The sequence below is a fragment of the Wenyingzhuangia gilva genome, from assembly GCF_030519655.1.
Taxonomy (GTDB): Bacteria; Bacteroidota; Bacteroidia; order Flavobacteriales; family Flavobacteriaceae; genus Wenyingzhuangia; species Wenyingzhuangia gilva.
The window spans coordinates 18,201-37,478 of the sequence record NZ_JAUMIT010000002.1 but is presented as its reverse complement, the minus strand read 5'-3'; the positions used below and the strand labels follow the sequence as shown (position 1 = coordinate 37,478).

Annotated in this window: 20 protein-coding genes; 8 read left to right on the top strand and 12 right to left on the bottom strand. The window is 31.4% G+C overall.

What is annotated here, in order from left to right; all coding sequences use genetic code 11:
* Positions 1–11 precede the first annotated feature (11 nt).
* The 6 genes from QVZ41_RS05225 to QVZ41_RS05200 form a co-directional block, all read right to left on the bottom strand.
* A complete protein-coding gene (locus QVZ41_RS05225) occupies positions 12–599 on the bottom strand; it encodes a penicillin-binding protein activator LpoB (RefSeq protein ID WP_302883506.1) in 588 nt (195 codons plus the stop codon).
* A 23-nt stretch (positions 600–622) separates the two neighbouring features.
* On the bottom strand, positions 623–1,018 hold the full coding sequence (locus QVZ41_RS05220; RefSeq protein WP_302883505.1) for a hypothetical protein: 396 nt from the start codon (positions 1,016–1,018) through the stop codon (positions 623–625).
* A 97-nt stretch (positions 1,019–1,115) separates the two neighbouring features.
* Entirely contained in the window at positions 1,116–1,859 is a 744-nt protein-coding gene (locus QVZ41_RS05215) for a shikimate dehydrogenase family protein (protein WP_302883504.1), read from the bottom strand.
* 4 nt (positions 1,860–1,863) lie between these two features.
* Positions 1,864–2,868 carry a DUF368 domain-containing protein gene (locus QVZ41_RS05210; protein WP_302883503.1) on the bottom strand — a complete coding sequence of 335 codons (1,005 nt, stop codon included), beginning with the start codon at positions 2,866–2,868 and terminating at the stop codon, positions 1,864–1,866.
* A 2-nt stretch (positions 2,869–2,870) separates the two neighbouring features.
* Positions 2,871–3,794, bottom strand: coding sequence for a polyprenyl-phosphate transporter (locus QVZ41_RS05205; protein ID WP_302883502.1), 924 nt, complete (start codon positions 3,792–3,794; stop codon positions 2,871–2,873).
* A gap of 34 nt (positions 3,795–3,828) precedes the next feature.
* Positions 3,829–5,193 (bottom strand): tetratricopeptide repeat protein, encoded by a 1,365-nt coding sequence (locus QVZ41_RS05200; RefSeq protein ID WP_302883501.1) that lies wholly within the window; start codon positions 5,191–5,193, stop codon positions 3,829–3,831.
* Between the two features lie 151 nt (positions 5,194–5,344).
* Here QVZ41_RS05200 and pyrR point away from each other — a divergent pair, with 151 nt between their 5' ends.
* Genes pyrR through QVZ41_RS05180 form a run of 4 tightly spaced genes read left to right on the top strand, consistent with a single transcriptional unit; the run spans position 5,345 to position 8,069 of the window.
* Positions 5,345–5,893 (top strand): bifunctional pyr operon transcriptional regulator/uracil phosphoribosyltransferase PyrR, encoded by a 549-nt coding sequence (gene pyrR, locus QVZ41_RS05195; RefSeq protein ID WP_302883500.1) that lies wholly within the window; start codon positions 5,345–5,347, stop codon positions 5,891–5,893.
* Positions 5,894–6,823: an aspartate carbamoyltransferase catalytic subunit gene (locus tag QVZ41_RS05190; RefSeq protein WP_302883499.1), complete on the top strand. Its 930-nt coding sequence runs from the start codon at positions 5,894–5,896 to the stop codon at positions 6,821–6,823. It abuts the gene before it with no gap.
* Positions 6,824–6,828: 5 nt separating this feature from the next.
* The gene (locus QVZ41_RS05185; protein ID WP_302883498.1) at positions 6,829–7,155 is read left to right on the top strand and encodes a ribonuclease Z; all 327 of its coding nucleotides are present in this window, start codon (positions 6,829–6,831) and stop codon (positions 7,153–7,155) included.
* Entirely contained in the window at positions 7,155–8,069 is a 915-nt protein-coding gene (locus QVZ41_RS05180) for a ribonuclease Z (protein ID WP_302883496.1), read from the top strand. Before QVZ41_RS05185 ends, QVZ41_RS05180 begins: the two co-directional genes overlap by 1 nt.
* A 69-nt stretch (positions 8,070–8,138) precedes the next feature.
* Here the strand turns inward: QVZ41_RS05180 and QVZ41_RS05175 are convergent, their stop codons facing one another.
* Both QVZ41_RS05175 and sppA read right to left on the bottom strand, forming a co-directional pair.
* Positions 8,139–8,588 carry a GNAT family N-acetyltransferase gene (locus QVZ41_RS05175; protein WP_302883495.1) on the bottom strand — a complete coding sequence of 150 codons (450 nt, stop codon included), beginning with the start codon at positions 8,586–8,588 and terminating at the stop codon, positions 8,139–8,141.
* A 3-nt stretch (positions 8,589–8,591) separates the two neighbouring features.
* Positions 8,592–10,322: a signal peptide peptidase SppA gene (gene sppA, locus QVZ41_RS05170; protein WP_302883494.1), complete on the bottom strand. Its 1,731-nt coding sequence runs from the start codon at positions 10,320–10,322 to the stop codon at positions 8,592–8,594.
* Positions 10,323–10,384: 62 nt separating this feature from the next.
* Here sppA and folK point away from each other — a divergent pair, with 62 nt between their 5' ends.
* Positions 10,385–10,891, top strand: coding sequence for a 2-amino-4-hydroxy-6-hydroxymethyldihydropteridine diphosphokinase (gene folK / locus QVZ41_RS05165; RefSeq protein WP_302883493.1), 507 nt, complete (start codon positions 10,385–10,387; stop codon positions 10,889–10,891).
* Positions 10,892–11,035: 144 nt separating this feature from the next.
* On the opposite strand, the gene ahcY is transcribed toward folK, so the two are convergent.
* Positions 11,036–12,349, bottom strand: coding sequence for an adenosylhomocysteinase (gene ahcY / locus QVZ41_RS05160; protein ID WP_302883492.1), 1,314 nt, complete (start codon positions 12,347–12,349; stop codon positions 11,036–11,038).
* 55 nt (positions 12,350–12,404) lie between these two features.
* On the opposite strand from ahcY, the gene QVZ41_RS05155 reads away from it, so the two are divergent.
* From QVZ41_RS05155 to QVZ41_RS05145, 3 genes are read left to right on the top strand one after another with little or no spacing between them, the layout of a single operon-like run.
* Positions 12,405–13,031: a 4'-phosphopantetheinyl transferase family protein gene (locus QVZ41_RS05155; protein ID WP_302883491.1), complete on the top strand. Its 627-nt coding sequence runs from the start codon at positions 12,405–12,407 to the stop codon at positions 13,029–13,031.
* Positions 13,018–13,722: a phosphoglycerol geranylgeranyltransferase gene (locus QVZ41_RS05150; protein ID WP_302883490.1), complete on the top strand. Its 705-nt coding sequence runs from the start codon at positions 13,018–13,020 to the stop codon at positions 13,720–13,722. Before QVZ41_RS05155 ends, QVZ41_RS05150 begins: the two co-directional genes overlap by 14 nt.
* Before the next feature lie 12 nt (positions 13,723–13,734).
* A complete protein-coding gene (locus QVZ41_RS05145; RefSeq protein ID WP_302883489.1) occupies positions 13,735–15,228 on the top strand; it encodes a DUF4301 family protein in 1,494 nt (497 codons plus the stop codon).
* A gap of 5 nt (positions 15,229–15,233) precedes the next feature.
* On the opposite strand, the gene QVZ41_RS05140 is transcribed toward QVZ41_RS05145, so the two are convergent.
* Genes QVZ41_RS05140 through QVZ41_RS05130 form a run of 3 tightly spaced genes read right to left on the bottom strand, consistent with a single transcriptional unit; the run spans position 15,234 to position 19,165 of the window.
* Positions 15,234–16,955: a SulP family inorganic anion transporter gene (locus tag QVZ41_RS05140; protein WP_302883488.1), complete on the bottom strand. Its 1,722-nt coding sequence runs from the start codon at positions 16,953–16,955 to the stop codon at positions 15,234–15,236.
* Positions 16,956–16,958: 3 nt separating this feature from the next.
* Entirely contained in the window at positions 16,959–17,981 is a 1,023-nt protein-coding gene (ruvB, locus tag QVZ41_RS05135) for a Holliday junction branch migration DNA helicase RuvB (protein ID WP_302883487.1), read from the bottom strand.
* A gap of 41 nt (positions 17,982–18,022) precedes the next feature.
* Positions 18,023–19,165 carry a sterol desaturase family protein gene (locus tag QVZ41_RS05130; RefSeq protein ID WP_302883486.1) on the bottom strand — a complete coding sequence of 381 codons (1,143 nt, stop codon included), beginning with the start codon at positions 19,163–19,165 and terminating at the stop codon, positions 18,023–18,025.
* Positions 19,166–19,278: the final 113 nt, after the last annotated feature.

The window sequence follows — 19,278 nt, the reverse complement described above, 5'->3', positions numbered from 1 at the left end:
CTAAGACAATACTAGTTTTTAATGTATTTCTTGATTTTTTTATCACCAAACCAAACTTTTTCATTTGTTTCAATATTGGTTAACTCTAAATCAACTTGATAATAAACTACTTTTTGTTTTTTCAATGCATCTACAACAGAATTAATAGTTCCTTGTAAAATAAAATCAGCTCCTGTTTCTAAACCAAATTTTTTCATGGTAGATACTGATGCGTTTGTTTGTTGATCTGCTTTTTCAGCTCTTAGTTCCTCTCTCATTTCTCCTCCTTGAACCACTCTTGCTTTTTGATATTTTACCAAAGCTTTTTCAACCTCTACCGTAAATACTTCAGCATCTATATGTTCGTGAGATTTGTTACGAACCAAACCAACAATTACCACTGGCTTTTTTCCTTTGGCAATCATATAATCATTGATCCAATCTCCCATTACAATTTGTGAACTTAATTCTTCAGCTGCTAACCTAGCATCTGTGTCATTCCATCTTCCACTAATATCTATGACTTCATTGGTATCAATTCTCGTCACTTTTCTAGCACAAGAAGAAATAGTAATCAAGCCAAAAACACTTAATACAGCTATTAAAATTCCTTTTTTCATTTTTATTTGTTTTATGTTTATTTTTAAAATCTACTTCTTCCTATAAAATATCCTAAACCAACACCTCCATAAAAAGGATTTCCTATGATACTGTTGCAAGAATAACGATAAGGATTAGACAGAATATATTGTGTATTCTTAGCTCTTTCTAATCGCTCTTCATGTCTCCATAAAGCCCTCATCGCTCTGTGATCTTTGTGTATTTTTTTTCTGATTCTCTTTTCTTCCATAGGATCAATAGCCACATATGTTTCTTGTGATGTTGTTCCTTGTTTTAAAATATAATCATCAGCAATTTTAGCATATTTTTCATATGCTGCTTGTGCATTTGGATTTTGATTTGCTTCTAAATGAGTAATTTCTTGTGCATATAAAGCAGAACTCATCACTAGTATAAATATAATTAAGATATTTTTCATGATTTCTATTTGTTTAAATTAACACCTTTGTAAGATAATAATTTTACTACAAAAAACATTCCTAAAAATAGAAGTTAGGTTTTTAATTTTTAGTGATTTAACTATTCCAAATACTCCAAGACTTTTCTGCTTGAAGTTCTAACATTTCCAATCCATTTTTAATAGCAGCACCTTGTTCCTTTCCCAAACGTAAAAAAGTTGTTTCTGATGGATTATAAATCAAATCAAACAACAAGTGATTTGAATTTAAAAACTGATAGGGAATCTCTGGTTTTAACTCTACTTTAGGAGAAGTTCCTAGTGGAGAACAGTTAACAATTACTGTGTATTCTTTTATAATTTCCTCATTTAATTGATCATAACTCCATCTGTCCTCAGTAGCTGTTCTAGAAACAAATTTATAATCAATCCCTAATTTTTTAAATGCAAATGCCACGGCTTTTGAAGCTCCACCTGTTCCTAAAATCAAAGCTTTTGTATGATGAGATTTTAACAACGGTTCTAAAGACTTTTGAAACCCATACACATCTGTGTTATAGCCCACTGCAGTTCCATCATCATTTAATTTAATGGTATTAACTGCTCCTATTTCTTTAGCATCTACATCAATACTACTTAAAAAAGGTTGTACCTCCTGCTTGTAAGGAATGGTTACATTTAATCCTTTTAGTCCATTTTCTTTGGCATTGATAATTTCTTCTAATACTGATATTTTTTGCAAATCAAAATTTACATATTGATGATTTTCTAATCCTAATTTCTGAAATTTTTCTCCAAAATATCCTCTAGAAAAAGAATACGAAATATTTTTACCTACCAATCCAAAAGTCACCTTATCCATTTAACTAATTTGTTTTTGAAAAACGTTCTACACCAAGTACCAATACTACACCAATAATTACAAAAAGCAAAGCAATCCATGTTTGTTCTGTTGAAAAATCGGGGAAATACTTGTGAAAACCTACTACTATTTTACGATTAAAATTATCTGTTAAAAATACGCCATTATTTTGCGCATATATTTTTTCTTTCCATGGCCAAACAGTCCCTAAGGATCCTAAAATAAAACCAATAATGACTGCATTTACAACCTTTCCCCATCTACCCAAAACAAAAGCCAATATTTGAGATAAAAATATCAATCCCAAAATAGAACCTAGGGTAAAGACAGCTATAATAATTAAATATTTTTGATTGTTTGGATCATAAATAATAGCTGTATTTCCTGTAAATACGCCAACCAAAACATCGTTTAAAATATTCACAGAATCCACCAACAGAAAAACATAATTACCCAATAACATTAAAATATAAGAACCCGAAAGTCCTGGAATAGTCATTCCCGAAACACCAATTACACCACAAAGAAATACAAACCAAAGATTGTCATTCTGACCACTTGGGTGAATAAACGTAATGGCAAAACCAACCGAAATTCCTATAGCTAAAGAAACATAACTTTTAAATTCCCAGTCCTTATATTTTTTAATTAAATAAATTCCAGAACCTATAATCATTCCAAAAAACAAAGACCAAACCTGTAACTCGTTATGCTGTAAAAAATAATCTAAAATTTTAGAAACAGTGAAATAACTAAACACCATTCCACCAACAATGTACATTAAAAACTTAGCGTTGATGTAATTGTATAAGCTCCTAAACCGACCCTTGATTAATAATTTAAAAGCCTTCCCGTTTATTTTTTGGAAAGAGTAAATCAACTCATTATAAAAATCTAACACATAAGCAACTGCTCCACCAGAAACTCCAGGCACTTTATTAGCCACCCCCATCAGCATTCCTTTTAAAAAGAGCAATACATTATATAGTAAACTTCCTTTTGGAAACATATTTAAGATTTATAACTAGCCAATTTCTCTAAACCTAAAATTAGAGCAAAACCTGCTAAAGCAAGTAACAATGCGATCATTAACTGTGCATCACCATCATAATTAGAAGGTAAAACACTGTTTTGCAATACTGGCACTTCTATTCCTTTTGAATTAATTCTTGTCGTAATGGTTTCTTTCCAAGGCCAAATTTTATTTAAAGATCCTAAAATAAAACCTGTTAAACCTGCCAATGTTGTGTTTTTGTAATGTACAAACAACCATTTTAACACTCTTGAAAAACTCAACAATCCTACTATAGCACCTAAACCAACAATGGCTATTATTTGTAAATCTCTCGAATGCACGGCTGTTAAAATAGCTTCATAAGCCCCTAATAAAACCAAAATAAAAGCTCCTGAAATCCCAGGTAAAATCATAGCACAAATGGCCAATGCCCCTGCTAAAAACAGAAATAAAAATGAAGCATCATCACTTACCATTGGTTTTACAATGGTAATATAATAAGCAACTCCACAAGCTAAAACCAAAGAAATGACTTGAGGAAAATTCCATTTTTCTATTTGCTTTCCTACGTATATAATACTCGCGACTACCAATCCAAAAAAGAAAGACCATACCAAAATTGGTTGGGTAGCTAATAAAAATGAAATTCCTTTTGCTAAAGAAATCACGCTAATGGCAACACCTAAAAGCAAAGCCACTAAAAAATTAGCATTGGCTTGTTTCCATGCTGCTTTTAGTCCATCTTTTTTAATAACCGTTAAAAGCGATAAATTGATATTGCTAATGGTTGTAAGCAATTCCTCATATATTCCAGAAATAAAAGCAATGGTTCCTCCTGATACTCCTGGCACTACATCAGCTGCTCCCATGGCCATTCCTTTTAAAGAAATAATAGCGTAATCTTTAAGTGTTCTTTTCATTAAAAGTGTTTTAGAGCAAATGTAATTTTAAATACTAATTCTCCAAAAAGTTTAAAACCATTCTTTGCACTTTTAAATCTTCAAAAACGGTTGGATACAACTCTTGCATCACTAAATGGTATTCATAATCTAAACTCAAAGCTGTTTTTAAATGTAAGTAGGCTTCCTTTTTTTGATCAGTAATAAAAAAGATACACCCTAGTCTATACTCAATTTCAGCAAAATTAGTATGTTGTTTTTTAGCTCTAATCAATGTATTTAAGGATCTAGAAAAATCTCCTGTAAATATCCAAGTATCAGCCAAAGTAATCCAAACATCTACTCCTGAATCATCTAGTTCAATACATTTTTCAAAAGCCGCTGCAGCTTCTTCGTAAAATTTTAAGCGTAAATTAATTTCTCCATTGTATCTCCAATAAGTCACATTGGTTTCGTCTAAAGCAATGGCCTTGTTTAAATAATGCAAAGCTTTGTCATATGCTTTTTCTTCATTGCAAACAATAGCCAACAACATCCATCCTTTGTCTAATAAAGGATCTTCGTGTAACGCTTTTTTGTAATAGTAAATAGCTTTGGTGGCATTGTTTTTCTTTTTGTAACACTCTCCTATTTGTAAATAAGCAAAAGCAGTAGGATCATCTAAATCTAAAGTGATTTGATAATTTTCTATCGCCTCGTCATATCTATCTAACTTTTCTAAAGTCTTTGCTTTTTCTACATATCCCCCAATAAAAGCTTCGTCTATCACCACAGCATAATCAAAAGCTTTTAAAGCTCTTTTATAATCTTTTAGCACAAAAAACTGACGTCCTAATTGATGCCAAGCGACTTCACAATATGGATTTTTATTGATGTAATCTTCTAAAAAAGCAATCGCTTCATGATGCGAAGATTCCATTTCAAAGCAATAAATAATATTGTATAAAGCCTGATAATCTTCAATATCAAAATCTAAACAAACAGAAAAATGTTCTCTGGATTTTTCATAATCATCCAAATACAAATACTCCATTCCTAACAATGCAGAAACATCTGCCAAATCATCTGTATATTCTTTGGCTCTAATTAAATAATCAATCGCCTCTTTGTGCTTATCATCTTTTGAAAGTAAATTGGCAATCTGAATATACACCTCATCATTGTAAGGATAAATGGCCATTAAATTGTCTAACAAAAGTCTAGCTTCGGCTAATTTGTCTTCAAAAACCATAATTTCTGCTTGTATCAACTTAATATCAGCAGAATCTGGATGTTGCTCCAACGCTAAATAAACAGCTTTTTTTGCCATAGAAGTATTTCCATCATCTAAGTAGTAATGAATAATCTCCTCAAACTCAGTAGTATCAAAAAAATACACATCGTTTGTCTTAAGCATTTCCTCAAATTTCGATAATGACATCATCTTCTTTTTCGTTTTAGTAGAGCAAACTCTGTTAGTCTTACATAAATATAAAGGAGATTACTCAATTATCATGCCCTTGTAAGTAAATGTTTTTAACAAATTAATCAACAAAAAACCTATATTTGTACTACTAATTTACTTAGATCTTATGAGTGATAAAATACTTCTAAACTCAAAAAAAATTCAAATCATTCTCCAACGATTGGCTTGCCAGCTAATTGAAAATCACGGTGATTTTTCTAACACAGTTTTAATTGGTTTACAGCCAAGAGGTACTTATTTTGCTGAGAGAATTGCTTCTATTTTAAGAGATGATTATCAGGTGAAAAACATCAAACTAGGAAAATTAGACATTACTTTTTACCGCGATGACTTTAGACGTAGAGACGAACCTTTAAATGCAAATTCTACCGAAATTAACTTTTTAGTTGAAGGTCAGAAAGTAGTTTTTATTGATGACGTTTTATTTTCAGGAAGAAGTATCAACGCAGCATTAACTGCCATTCAGTCATACGGAAGACCTGCAGAAGTTGAACTTTTAGTGTTGATTGACAGACGTTTTAGTAGACATTTACCTATTCAACCAGATTATAAAGGTGCTACGGTAGATGTAATTAACGAAGAAGTAGTAGTCGTAAATTGGAGCAACGATACTTTATCGGATGCTGTGTATATAACTAACAAGAAAAAGAAATAGATGAAGACCTTAAGTGTTCCAAACCTATTAGGAATTAAGCACCTAGTTAAAGAAGATATTGACTTAATTTTTGAAACTGCCGATCATTTTAAAGAAGTGATTAACAGACCTATTAAAAAAGTCCCTTCTTTAAGAGATATTACCATTGCCAATTTGTTTTTTGAAAACAGTACCCGTACCAAATTATCTTTTGAGTTGGCCGAAAAACGTTTGTCTGCAGATGTTATTAACTTTTCTGCCTCTGGTTCATCCGTAAAAAAGGGAGAAACTTTAATTGATACTGTAAACAATATTTTATCTATGAAAGTAGATATTATTGTGATGAGACATCCAGATGTGGGTGCTCATGAATTTTTATCAAGACATGTAAATACCAAAATTATCAACGCAGGTGATGGAACACACGAACATCCAACGCAAGCTTTGTTAGACTCCTTTTCTATTAGAGAACGATTGGGAGATGTTGCTGGTAAAAAAGTAGTGATTGTTGGAGATATTTTACATTCTCGTGTCGCTTTATCAAATATCTATGCATTAAAATTACAAGGTGCCGAAGTAAAAGTTTGTGGACCTGTAACTTTAATTCCAAAATACATTGAAAGCTTAGGCGTTGGTGTAGAAACTGATTTACGTAAAGCATTAGAATGGGCTGATGTTGCCAATATGTTACGTGTACAAAATGAACGTATGGATATTAAATATTTTCCATCAACCAGAGAATACACACAATTATACGGAGTCAATAAAAAATTATTAAACTCTTTAAACTCTGAAGTGACCATTATGCACCCGGGACCTATTAACCGTGGAGTAGAAATTACTTCTGATGTTGCCGATTCTGATCAAGCGATTATTTTAAATCAAGTAGAAAACGGAGTAGCCATTCGTATGGCATGTATATATTTATTAGCTTCACAAATTAAACAATAGGTTTTATGAAAATTACTACCTCAGACAAATACACACTTTTTTTAGCAGAAACTGATTTTGATACTTTTTTTGATGAAGTTTCAAAAGTATTGGCTAAATATAAAAACAGAAATATCATTTTAGATTTTTCTAAAATCGATACCACAAAAGCTCAAATAAAATCTTTACAAGGCTTTGCAGAAACGCAAGCGGGAAATGATAAATCTTTTGCCATTATATTACCTAGTTTTGATGCAGATGCCTTTAACGAAGAATTAAATGTAGTACCTACTTTAGTTGAAGCAGTGGATATTATTGACATGGATGAAATGACACGTGACTTAGGTTTTTAATGGGGATTCAACTCACCATATTAGGCTGTCACTCAGCCACGCCAAGAACAAACGCTTATCCAACTGCTCAATATTTAAAAATAAACGAAAGACATATTTTAATTGATTGTGGTGAGGGAACTCAAGTCTTATTAAGACAACAAAAGGTTCCTTTTGCTAAAATTAAACACATCTTTATTTCTCACCTACATGGTGATCATTTTTTTGGATTGGTAGGATTAATTTCAACCTTTGGATTGTTAGATCGTAGAACAGAATTACACATCTACGGTCCTAAAGGAATTAAAGAAGTGATTACCCTTCAACTAAAACTATCTAAATCCTGGACCTCTTTTCCATTGTTATTTCACGAATTAGAAAGCAAAGAAAGTGAAGTAATTTTTGAAGATAAAAAACTTAAAGTCTCTACCATTCCTTTAGAGCATAGAGTATATACCAATGGATTTTTATTTGAAGAAAAACCTAGTTTAAGAAAGCTAAACATGGAAAATATTTCCATGGAACCCGAAATTGAAATTTGTGATTATCACAACTTAAAAAACGGAAAAGACTTTATTAAACAAGATGGAACTGTTATAGAAAACGAAGATTTAACACTCCCGCCAAGAGAAACTTATAGTTATGCTTTTTGTAGTGACACCGCTTACAAACCTGACATTATTCCTATTATTAAAGGAGCAAGTTTATTATATCATGAATCTACCTTTTTAGAAGATAAAAAAAATCTTACCGAAAGAACCAAACATAGTACCGCAAAAGAAGCTGGAAAAATCGCAAAACAAGCAAATGTGAAAAAACTTATTCTAGGACATTATTCTAGTAGATATAGCGATTTAAATGAATTTAAGCTAGAAGCGGAAACTGAGTTCAGTAATGTTGAATTGGCGGAAAGCGGGAAAATTTTTATTGTTTAAAAAACATCTCGACTCCGATCGATGACTCTAAGGTGCACGAGCGCATTAGAGAACTGAGTATTTTACCTCTTATAATATTTTCTCAAAACAAATACTATTTTCTGCTTTTACATAAGCTCCAAAATTTGGAATCACATTATAATTGTTCTTTTCGTAAAACTTAATTGCAGTATCTTTTTCTTTCAGCGTTTCTAACACACATTTTTTAAACTCAAGTTCTTTACTCCAGTTTTCTAACTCCGTTAAAACCATTGAAGCAATTCCTTTTCCACGATTTGTTGGTGGAACATACATTCGTTTCACCTCCACAACATCTTTAACGTATTCCTTAATGCCTCCACAACCAACAGGAGTATTTTGTTCGTAGGCAACAACTACATATTTTATTTTTTCGATATCATTCAGTTCGTTATAAAAAGACAATTCTTCTTTATAAAAACTTTTTAAATCAAGATCTAACTCTTTTACCAATTTTTTAAAATCTGAGTGATCAGAATTGGTTCTTTTTAACTCAATCATCAATTACTCAATATTCATTTGAAAAGGGATTCTTGCCTGAATTCCTTTAGCCTCCATTAACTCCTTGGTGTTAGCTAACCATTGTAAATTGTATTGAGACAACAATCCATTGATATTACTTTTTGCAAACGGATTTAAATTAAACATTTCTTTAAAGTCCATATCATATGTTGGCATTTCTTTTAAACTATAATCTTTAGCATCAACCAAATTTGCTGCATAGCTTATGGCTGCATCTAAACCACCAATTTCATCAACCAAACCAATTTCTAAAGCCTTTACTCCTGTCCAAACTCTACCCTGTGCAATCGCATCAACTTCTTCTACTGTCATATTTCGGCCTTGTGAAACACGCTGTAGAAATTCATCATAAATATTTTCAATTCCTCCTTTTATCACCTTTTTATAACGATCATCGACAGGTTTTACCACACTATAATACGCTCCGTTATTATGTGTACTTACTACTTCTGAATTCACCCCAATTTCTTTTGCCAATTCTGCTGCATTGGGTAACATTCCAAACACTCCAATAGACCCCGTAATAGTAGTTGGTTCAGCAAAAATTCTATCAGCACCACAAGCAATATAATACCCACCTGAAGCTGCATAATTACCCATAGAAACAATTACTGGCTTTTCTGTTTTGGCTTTTTCAACTGCATTCCAAATTAAATCAGAAGCCATAGCACTACCCCCAGGAGAATTTACTCTAAAAACAATTGCTTTTACCTCCTTATCTTTAGCTGCATCTTCTAAAGCTTCAATCATTTTTTTCTGACCAATGATATTGATATCTCCTTGTCCATATTGAATTTCTCCTTGAGCATAAATAACAGCTATTTTATTTTTTTCTTCAACTAAGTTCAATAAAGATAAATTACTCATATAATCCAAAATAGATACTTTTTCAAGTTCTTCCGTATCTAATCTTCCTTTGATATAATTATCATATTCATCCGCATACATATAATTATCAACCAATCCATGTTCTAATGACATTTGTGAAGATTGACCATACATTTTATTAACCGCCTCATCTACATTAATATTTCTAGAAACTGCTATTTCTTTACTAACTTCACTCCAAACACTTTTAATTAATTCGCTAATTTGTTCTCTATTGGCATCACTCATTTCGTTGGCTATAAAAGGCTCAACAGCGCTTTTATATTTCCCATGTCTGATGACCTCCATTTTTACTCCATATTTTTCTTGAAAATCTTTATAAAACATCACTTCAGAATGTAATCCTTTTAACTCTACATATCCTAAGGGAGAAATAGCAACCATATCGGCCACAGAACTTAAATAATATTGTTTTTGAGAATATGTATCATTAAATGCGTAGATAAATTTATCTTTACCTTTAAACGTTTGTAACATTTTTCTCAAAGCAGTTAATTGAGCCAAGCCCATGTTTTCTGGAATATTTTTTAAACTAATTCCTTTGATATCATCATCATAAGTTGCTTTTTCAATAGCCTTACATAAATTATTAAAACCAATAGTTTGTTCTGTAATTCCTAACATTTCTGTAACAGGATCTATTCCAAAAGGACTGTAATCATTAATTTCTCCATGTAAATCAATTTCTAAAACTGAGTTAGGTTTTACCTCTTTTACCATGTCATTACTTAAAGAAACCACTACTCCAACTGCAACTACAACAAAAACAACAATGGTTATCCAAATAGCTAATAATGATGACAATACACTTTTTATAAAATTCATGCTCTGATTTTTTTTATTAAAACAAATATAAATGATTTCTTTGCCAAAAGAGAGATACACTAATGAACATTGCCCATTTATCTTTAGGAACTAATTTAGGAAACAAACTAGAAAACCTAAACGATGCTATTAAAAAAATTTCCACTTTAGGAAAGATTTTAAAAATATCTTCTGTATACCAAACACCTCCTTGGGGATTTAAGAGTGATGATTTTTTTAATATTGCACTTACGCTAGAAACTTCTTTAACAGCAAACGAATTAATTGGTTCTTTATTGACTTTTGAATCTGAATTAGGAAGAACTAGAAATGTTGGAGATTTAGGTTACCAGGCAAGACCTTTAGATATTGATATCATATTTTTTAATGATGAAATTATCAATACTGAAAACTTAACCATTCCACATCCAAGAATGCAAGACCGTAATTTTGTATTGATTCCGTTGATTGAAATTGTTTCTAATTTTAATCACCCAATTCTTAACAAAACTTTAGAAACCTTGTTTGATGAATGTGATGATAAAAGTGAAATTACTAGAACAAAACATCAATTAACTCCTATCAACTAAGTAAAACATAATTGATAAATTTAAGTTCTCGACTACGCTCGAACACCTTTAACAATGGTCATCTAGCAAAGTCATGACACATATTTATCAGCATAAAAAAAGCCTCACAATTGTGAGGCTTTTTTGTTTAAAAATACAAGATTTTTAGTATCTGTAATATTCTGGTTTGTATGGTCCTTCAACCTCTACTCCAATATATTTTGCTTGATCTTCTGACAAAGTATCCAACTCAACACCAATTTTAGCTAGGTGTAAACGAGCTACTTTTTCATCTAAATGCTTTGGTAATGTATAAACATCATTCCCATAAGCATCAGCATTTTGCCACAATTCTAACTGAGCCAATACTTGGTTAGAAAAAGAATTAGACATTACAAAACTTGGGTGTCCTGTTGCACATCCTAAGTTTACCAAACGTCCTTCTGCCAAAATAATCACATCATTTCCGTTTACATTGTATAAATCTACCTGAGGTTTGATTTCTACTTTAGAAGCTCCGTAATTTTTATTCAACCAAGCCATGTCAATTTCATTATCAAAGTGACCAATATTACAAACAATAGCTTTGTCTTTTAATGCTTCAAAATGACGTCCTACAATAATATCTTTGTTACCAGTAGTAGTAACTACGATATCAGCCTCTTTAATGGCATCATCCATTTTCTTTACAGCAAAACCATCCATCGCTGCTTGTAAAGCACAAATAGGATCAATTTCTGTAACAATAACTCTTGCTCCAGCTCCTCTTAAAGATGCAGCAGAACCTTTACCAACATCTCCATATCCTGCAACCACAGCTACTTTACCAGCCATCATTACATCTGTTGCTCTACGAATTGCATCTACTAAAGATTCTTTACATCCGTATTTATTATCAAACTTAGATTTTGTTACAGAATCATTTACGTTAATTGCTGGCATTGGCAATGTACCTGCCTTTACACGCTCAATTAAACGGTGAACTCCTGTAGTTGTTTCTTCTGATAAACCTTTAATTCCAGAAACCAATTCTGGATATTTATCTAATACCATATTAGTTAAATCTCCACCATCGTCTAAAATTAAGTTCAATGGTTTTCTATCTTCCCCAAAGAAAATAGTTTGTTCAATACACCAATCAAATTCCTCTTCGTTCATACCTTTCCAAGCATAAACAGGAACCCCTGTAGCTGCAATAGCTGCTGCTGCCTGATCTTGTGTAGAAAAAATATTGCAAGAAGACCAAGTTACATCGGCTCCTAAATCAACCAAAGTCTCAATTAAAACAGCTGTTTGGATTGTCATATGCAAACATCCTGCAATTCTTGCTCCTGCTAATGGCTTTTTACCTTTGTACTCTTCTCTAATACTCATTAATCCTGGCATTTCAGATTCTGCCAAACGGATTTCTTTTCTACCCCATTCTGCTAACGAGATGTCCTTTACTTTATAAGGAACGTATGTTGTTTCTAAACTCATATTACTATCTTTGTTGCTTTTAGACTGCAAATTTACGAAATCCTTACTATAATAAATGCCTTTATTTAAAACAATCCAAATTAACCCAAACACCACAGTTTACGTTTGGAAAATAACTGAAAGCATTAATGTTTTAAGAGATATGTACTTATCTAAAAACAGTTTAAATAGAGTAAATCTGATGAAATCAGAATCTCATCAAAAAGGATTTTTAAGTATTAGACATTTGTTAAAACACATCAACCTTAATGATGACGATTTATTTTACAATGAATTTGGAAAACCCTTACTAAGAAATCATCAACATATTTCTATTACCCATTCTTATGATTTTTCGGCAATTGTTATTTCTAATGAAAGTATAGGAATTGATCTTGAAAAAAATAGAGACAAAATAAAAGTCATCAAACATCGTTTTACGGATTTAGAGCAAAATAATTTAAGTGATAAGGAGTATATCAAACAATTAACTTTTATTTGGGGAGGAAAAGAAGCTATGTTTAAAATTCACCCTTGTGGAGGCATGAGTTTTAAAAATGACTTAATAGTTTTAAAAATGAACCAACTAAATGCCAAAGGCTACATTAATACTCCAGAATTAAAACAAAATTGCGATATTTATTTTTTTCAAATAGAAAATTATTCTTTAGCCATAGCTACTACAAACAATGAACTTGCTTAAAACATTACAAACTGCTCAAAAAGAGAATAAAAAATTAATTGCAGTTTTGGTAGATCCTGATAAAGTTTCTTTAGCTGATGTAGAAACCATTTGTTATAGAATTAACAATGCTCCAGTAGATTATATGCTTTTAGGTGGTAGTACTGTTTGTGAAAATCAAACAGAAATGATTGCTAGAGAAATTCAAAAACATATTACTAAACCTGTAATTCTCTTCCCAGGTAACTATACGCATTTAACTAATTATGCTGATGCTTTGCTTTTTTTGAATTTAATTTCTGGAGACAATCCTGAATATTTAATTCATCAACAAGTTAAAGCAGTTCCTTTTTTATCTAAAAGTACTTTAGAAATTATTCCAACAGGGTACCTTTTAATTGATGGAGGAACCGAGAGTAGTACTCTTAAAGTCTCTAAAACCAAACCTATTTGTCAACAAAACATTGAACACATTGTTAACACTTCAATTGCTGGACAGTACATGGGACAGAAAATTTTATATCTAGAAGCTGGAAGTGGAGCAAGCACACCAGTAGCAAAAGATGTTGTTAACGCAGTATATAATTCCTTAAATATTCCTATTATTGTAGGAGGAGGAATTAGAACTCTAAAAAAAATTAAAGAAATTCACAAAGCGGGAGCAACCCTAGTGGTTATTGGAACTGCATTTGAACTAAATGATATTTTTTAACCGTAATCTGTTATGAGACTAGAAAGAAAATTAAAGGAAGAAATTGACAAAAGAGGAATATCTAATGAAAAATTAACAAGACAATTAATTGCATTTGTAAAAGGAACACCAACCTTAGAATTAGATAGAATTGCTACTATTAATGATGGAATTAAAATTATTGACAGCATTGATAGAAGTAAATTAATGAATATTTACAACATCAAACAACAAGATTTGGTGATTTATAAATTTACGCCAGCATCAGGACTAGCATCAAGGATGTTTAAAGGGTTATCTGAATTTTACGTAACCAAGATAAACAATGCTATGTCTCAATATTTTTTTAACAACCTACATAAATTCCCTTTTTACAAGGATATTATTATTGAGTTTAACAAAGTTTTCCCTAAAATTAAAAAGTTAGACAACCTAACTAATAAATTGTCTTTTTTAAATTTCATCCTTAGCAAGGAACATTTAAATTATCAAAATACTCCTAAAGGATTGATTAGATTTCATCAATATGATATTGATAACAAATCTGCTTTAGAAGAACAAATTGACGAAAGCGTACATTACTGTGTAAGCAAAGATCAAACAGTAAACATTCATTTTACCGTTAGCCCTCTTTTTATTGATGATTTTAAAAAATCCGTTAAAGAATATTTAGAAAGTAATTATGATAATTCTAATATCAAATTTAATATAACTTTCTCCATACAAAAAGCAAACACTGATACCATAGCTGTAAATTATGACAACACCCCTTTTAAAGATGAGAATGGGAATTATGTGTTTAGAGCAGGTGGACATGGTGCTTTAATAGAAAACCTAAATGATTTAGATGCTGATATTGTTTTTATTAAAAATATTGACAATGTAAGCCATCAAAATCACATGGAAGAAACCATTAAGTACAAACAAATACTTGGTGGAAAATTATTATTATTACAAGAAAAAATACACGAATTTTTAAAACAAATTAAAGAAAAGTCAGACGATTTAAATCTTCAAGAGATTCGTTTTTTCTTAATTGAAAACTTTTTTATTAATGTTACTGATGAAAATTGTAATGCCGAATATTTATTCAATCTTTTAAACAGACCTATCAGAGTTTGTGGAATGATTAAAAACCAAGGAGATGCCGGTGGTGGTCCTTTTTGGGTAAAGAAAAATTGTACTGAATCTACTTTACAAATTATTGAAGGTGCTCAAATAGACAAAACAAACAAAGAACAGTTAGATATTTTATATCAATCTACTCACTTTAACCCAGTAGATATTGTTTGTTCTGTAAGAGATTTTGAAGGAAATAAATTTGATTTAACCCAATTTGTAGATCATGATGCTGTTTTTGTAACCGATAAAAGCGTAGGTGGTAAACCAGTAAAAGGATTAGAATTACCTGGTTTATGGAATGGTGGAATGGCAGATTGGTTAACTGTTTTTGTAGAAGTACCTATTGAAACTTTTAATCCTGTAAAAACAGTAACAGATTTATTATCTCCAATGCATCAAGCATAAAAATATTAAATGTTGGCTTGACCAATATAATTGGTCAAGTCTTCATCTCTATCTAACTTACCTGTTTTAAAATAAGTAACAGCATCATTGTTATTGATAAAGAATTTTTGACGTCCTAATTTATTAACAATTCCGCTTTTGGTAAGCATATCTCTAACAGGTCCTTTTACATTAGAAAAGAATACTTCTATTCCTTTGTCTTTATAAAAATCAATATCAGCATCTATCATTTGAATAGCTGTGCTATCTACTCCATTAATACATTCACAATCTAATAAAATCAGCTTTAGAGCAGCTCCTTTACGTTTTACATTGGTGTGTAATACTTCGCTAAAATAATTGGCATTCGCAAAATAGACACGAGCATCAAATCGGAGAATTAAAATTTCATCATCAACTTCTACAGCTTCAAATCTATCTATATTTCTAAAAATATTTGTATTTGGAATTCTTCCTAAAACAGCTACATGTGGCCTTGATGTTCTAGCAATTAACATCATTAAAGACAATACAACTCCTATTACAATTCCTTCCTTTATTCCCAAAAACACTGTTCCAGAAAAAGTAGCAACCAACATCCAAAAATCACTTTTATTCAAGCTCCATAGTCTTATCGCTTCTTTGTAATCCAATAATTTAATGATTGAAACCATAATAATGGCTGCCAAAACAGCCTTAGGTAAGTAATAAAAATAAGAGGTTAAAAAGAGTAGAACAATAACAATAACCATTACAGAAAACAGCCCTGCTAATGCGGTTTTAGAGCCTGCTTCATCATTTACAGCCGATCTAGAAAAACTTGCTTTTGTTGGATAAGATTTAAACATTGCTCCCACCATATTCATCATTCCCAAAGCAACCAGTTCTTTATTGGGTTGAATGATTGTATCATCTGTACTTTGTTCCAATGATTTTCCAATAGAAATGGTTTCTAAAAAATCTATCACTGCCAAAGTAATGGCTATTGGAAACACATCTGCCATCATTTTAAAAGTAAACGTTGGCATTTTAAAAGAAGGTAATCCTGATGGAATTTCTTTTAACACACTCACCTGTGATAAACTATCATGAAAAAAATGTAAAATCAAAATTCCTAATATCACTACCAACAAAGGTCCCGGTATTTTGGTTTTAATGGATTTAACCGTAAACAACACTGCAATGGCAATTCCTCCTACCACAAATGTTTGAATTTCTAAATCTTGAACATTCTTAAAAAAGGAATAAACAATCGCTTGTAAGTGGCTACTTCTAGGAATGTTAATTCCTGTTAAATTTTTTAGTTGATTCACTCCAATCATTAAGGCAACCCCTGAACTAAAACCACTAATAACAGGTTTTGATAAAAAATTAACAATAAACCCTAATTTCCCAATTCCTAATACAAACTGAAAAAGCCCCACCATAAAAGCGAGTAATATAGCTAAAGAAATATAGGCTTCTGTTCCAGCCACAGCCAAAGTAGAAATACCTGCAGCTACAATTAAAGAATCCATAGCAACAGGTCCTACAGCTACACGTTGTGAAGTTCCAAAAATCACATACATTATTTGTGGTAACAAAGCACTATACAAACCATAAATAGGAGGTAAACCTGCTATTAAAGCATAGGCAATTCCTTGCGGAATTAATACAATTCCCACTGTTAAACCACCAATAATATCTGCTTTTAATTTTTCTTTAGAATATTTTGGTAACCATTCTAATATGGGAAATATATTTTTCATAGCTTAAAACAATTCTCCTTGACTTCTAGGTTTTGAAATCTCTAGGTGTTTATATGCCAAATCTGTTACTTCTCTACCTCTGGGTGTTCTAATAATAAATCCTTGCTGAATTAAAAACGGTTCGTAAACCTCTTCAATAGTTTCGGCATTTTCACTCACTGCTGTTGCCAAAGTACTAATTCCAACTGGCCCTCCTTTAAATTTTTGAATAATGGTTGTTAAAATTTTGTTATCCATTTCATCTAAACCAAAAGCATCTACATTTAAAGCTTTTAAACCATACTTAGCTATTTCAACAGTAATGGTTCCATCCCCTTTAATTTGAGCAAAATCTCTTACTCTACGCAACAAAGCATTGGCAATACGAGGAGTTCCTCTACTTCTTCCTGCTATCTCGATAGCAGCCTCCATACTTATAGGAGTTTTTAATATTTGTGCACTTCGCTGAACAATGGTACTTAACAATTCTGTATCGTAATATTGTAGTCTACTTGAAATTCCAAAACGAGCACGCATAGGTGCTGTTAATAATCCTGAACGAGTAGTCGCTCCTATTAAGGTAAATGGTTCTAAATTAATCTGTACCGTTCTAGCATTGGGCCCAGACTCAATCATAATATCGATTTTAAAATCTTCCATTGCCGAATATAAGTACTCTTCTACAATAGGACTCAATCGATGGATTTCATCAATAAACAAAACATCACGTTCATCTAAACCTGTTAACAATCCTGCTAAATCTCCTGGTTTGTCTAATACAGGTCCTGAAGTAACTTTAATTCCTGCATTTAGTTCGTTTGCTAAAATATGAGCTAAGGTTGTTTTTCCTAATCCTGGAGGTCCATGAAACAAAGTATGATCCAATGCCTCACCTCTTATATTTGCTGCCTCCACAAATATTTTAAGATTTTCAATAGCTTGTTCTTGACCTGTAAAATCATCAAAAGACAGCGGTCTTAACTTTTTTTCTACATCAAGTTCATCACTAGAAAAATTTGTATTGTCTGGATTTAGGTTTTCGTTCATGTGGTGCTATTCTAAAAACAAATATAAGCTTTCAGTAGCAATTAAGTAAACGAATACAATAAGTAAGCAAAAACAACTAAATACTTAAAGATCTCAATGCTTTTAACTGATTGCTTTTCTACCATTCTACCTATAGACACCAAGGTAACCAGCATGTAAAAAGTCATCACCTCTAATCCAAACTTAGGAATTTCTGCGATTTTATATGACATAAAACATAGTACCAAAGCCACCAAAACAATATTACCAATAATATAGATTTTCTCTAACAAAGAATAAGTTTTGTATTGATAAGAACCTTTTTCCACATACAATGGCAAATGATGTAATTCTCCTGTAGCAGGCACCCAATCAGGTCCTTTAAACAAAACATTTAGCTTCCCTGCAAAAGTTGGCATTTGTTTCATCATATGAAGCAAATTGGCATAATAATGAAAAACACCTGTTACAAAATCTCTAGAATTAATATCCATAGTAATTCCATACTTTACCTCTGCCTCTTCTCTTTTAAAAGTCCCAAACAACCTATCCCAAATAATGAATATTCCTCCATAATTTTTATCCAAGTATTCTGGATTACTACCGTGATGTACTCTGTGATGTGAAGGTGTTACCATAAATTCTTCAATAATTCCAAGTTTAGGAATTAAAGGGGTGTGTAATAAAAATTGATACAACCCTAAAACCGCATGAGTTCCTAACACAACCTCCGCAGAAAAACCTATTATAGGCATAATAGACCAAAACATAATTCTAATAAAAACCTGAAAAGGGGTTAAATTAAAAGCTACACTATAGTTGTAATCTTCACTTTGATGATGAATAATATGAGATCCCCAAAAAAGATTAATTCTGTGACCAGCTAAGTGATAAAAATACCAAACAATGTCAGACACTAATACAGCGACAATAAACCAAGTGGTGGTTTGTGGAATTTTAAAAACAGCAAAATATTCATGTAAATAGTGATAGAAAAAAAAGATAACGGGTACCATAAAAACTCCTGCAATCCTATCAAAAATTCCCATAGAAATGTTAGCAATGGTGTTTTCAAACCTAAAAATCTTTTTTCCTTTTCTTCTAGCAACAATATATTCTGTAGCCAACACAAACATCACAATTGAAATGACAATAAATAACCCCGCATTGTCACTCTTAGGCATTAAAGAAATTTCTTCTTTCATTCTTTTCTTTTTTAGAAAACAAAAATAAAAAACTATATAGTAATAACTCGCTAATATATGTTTAGGATTTATAAGTCTCCAAAATTTGATTTCCTATCATTTTTATGTTTAAA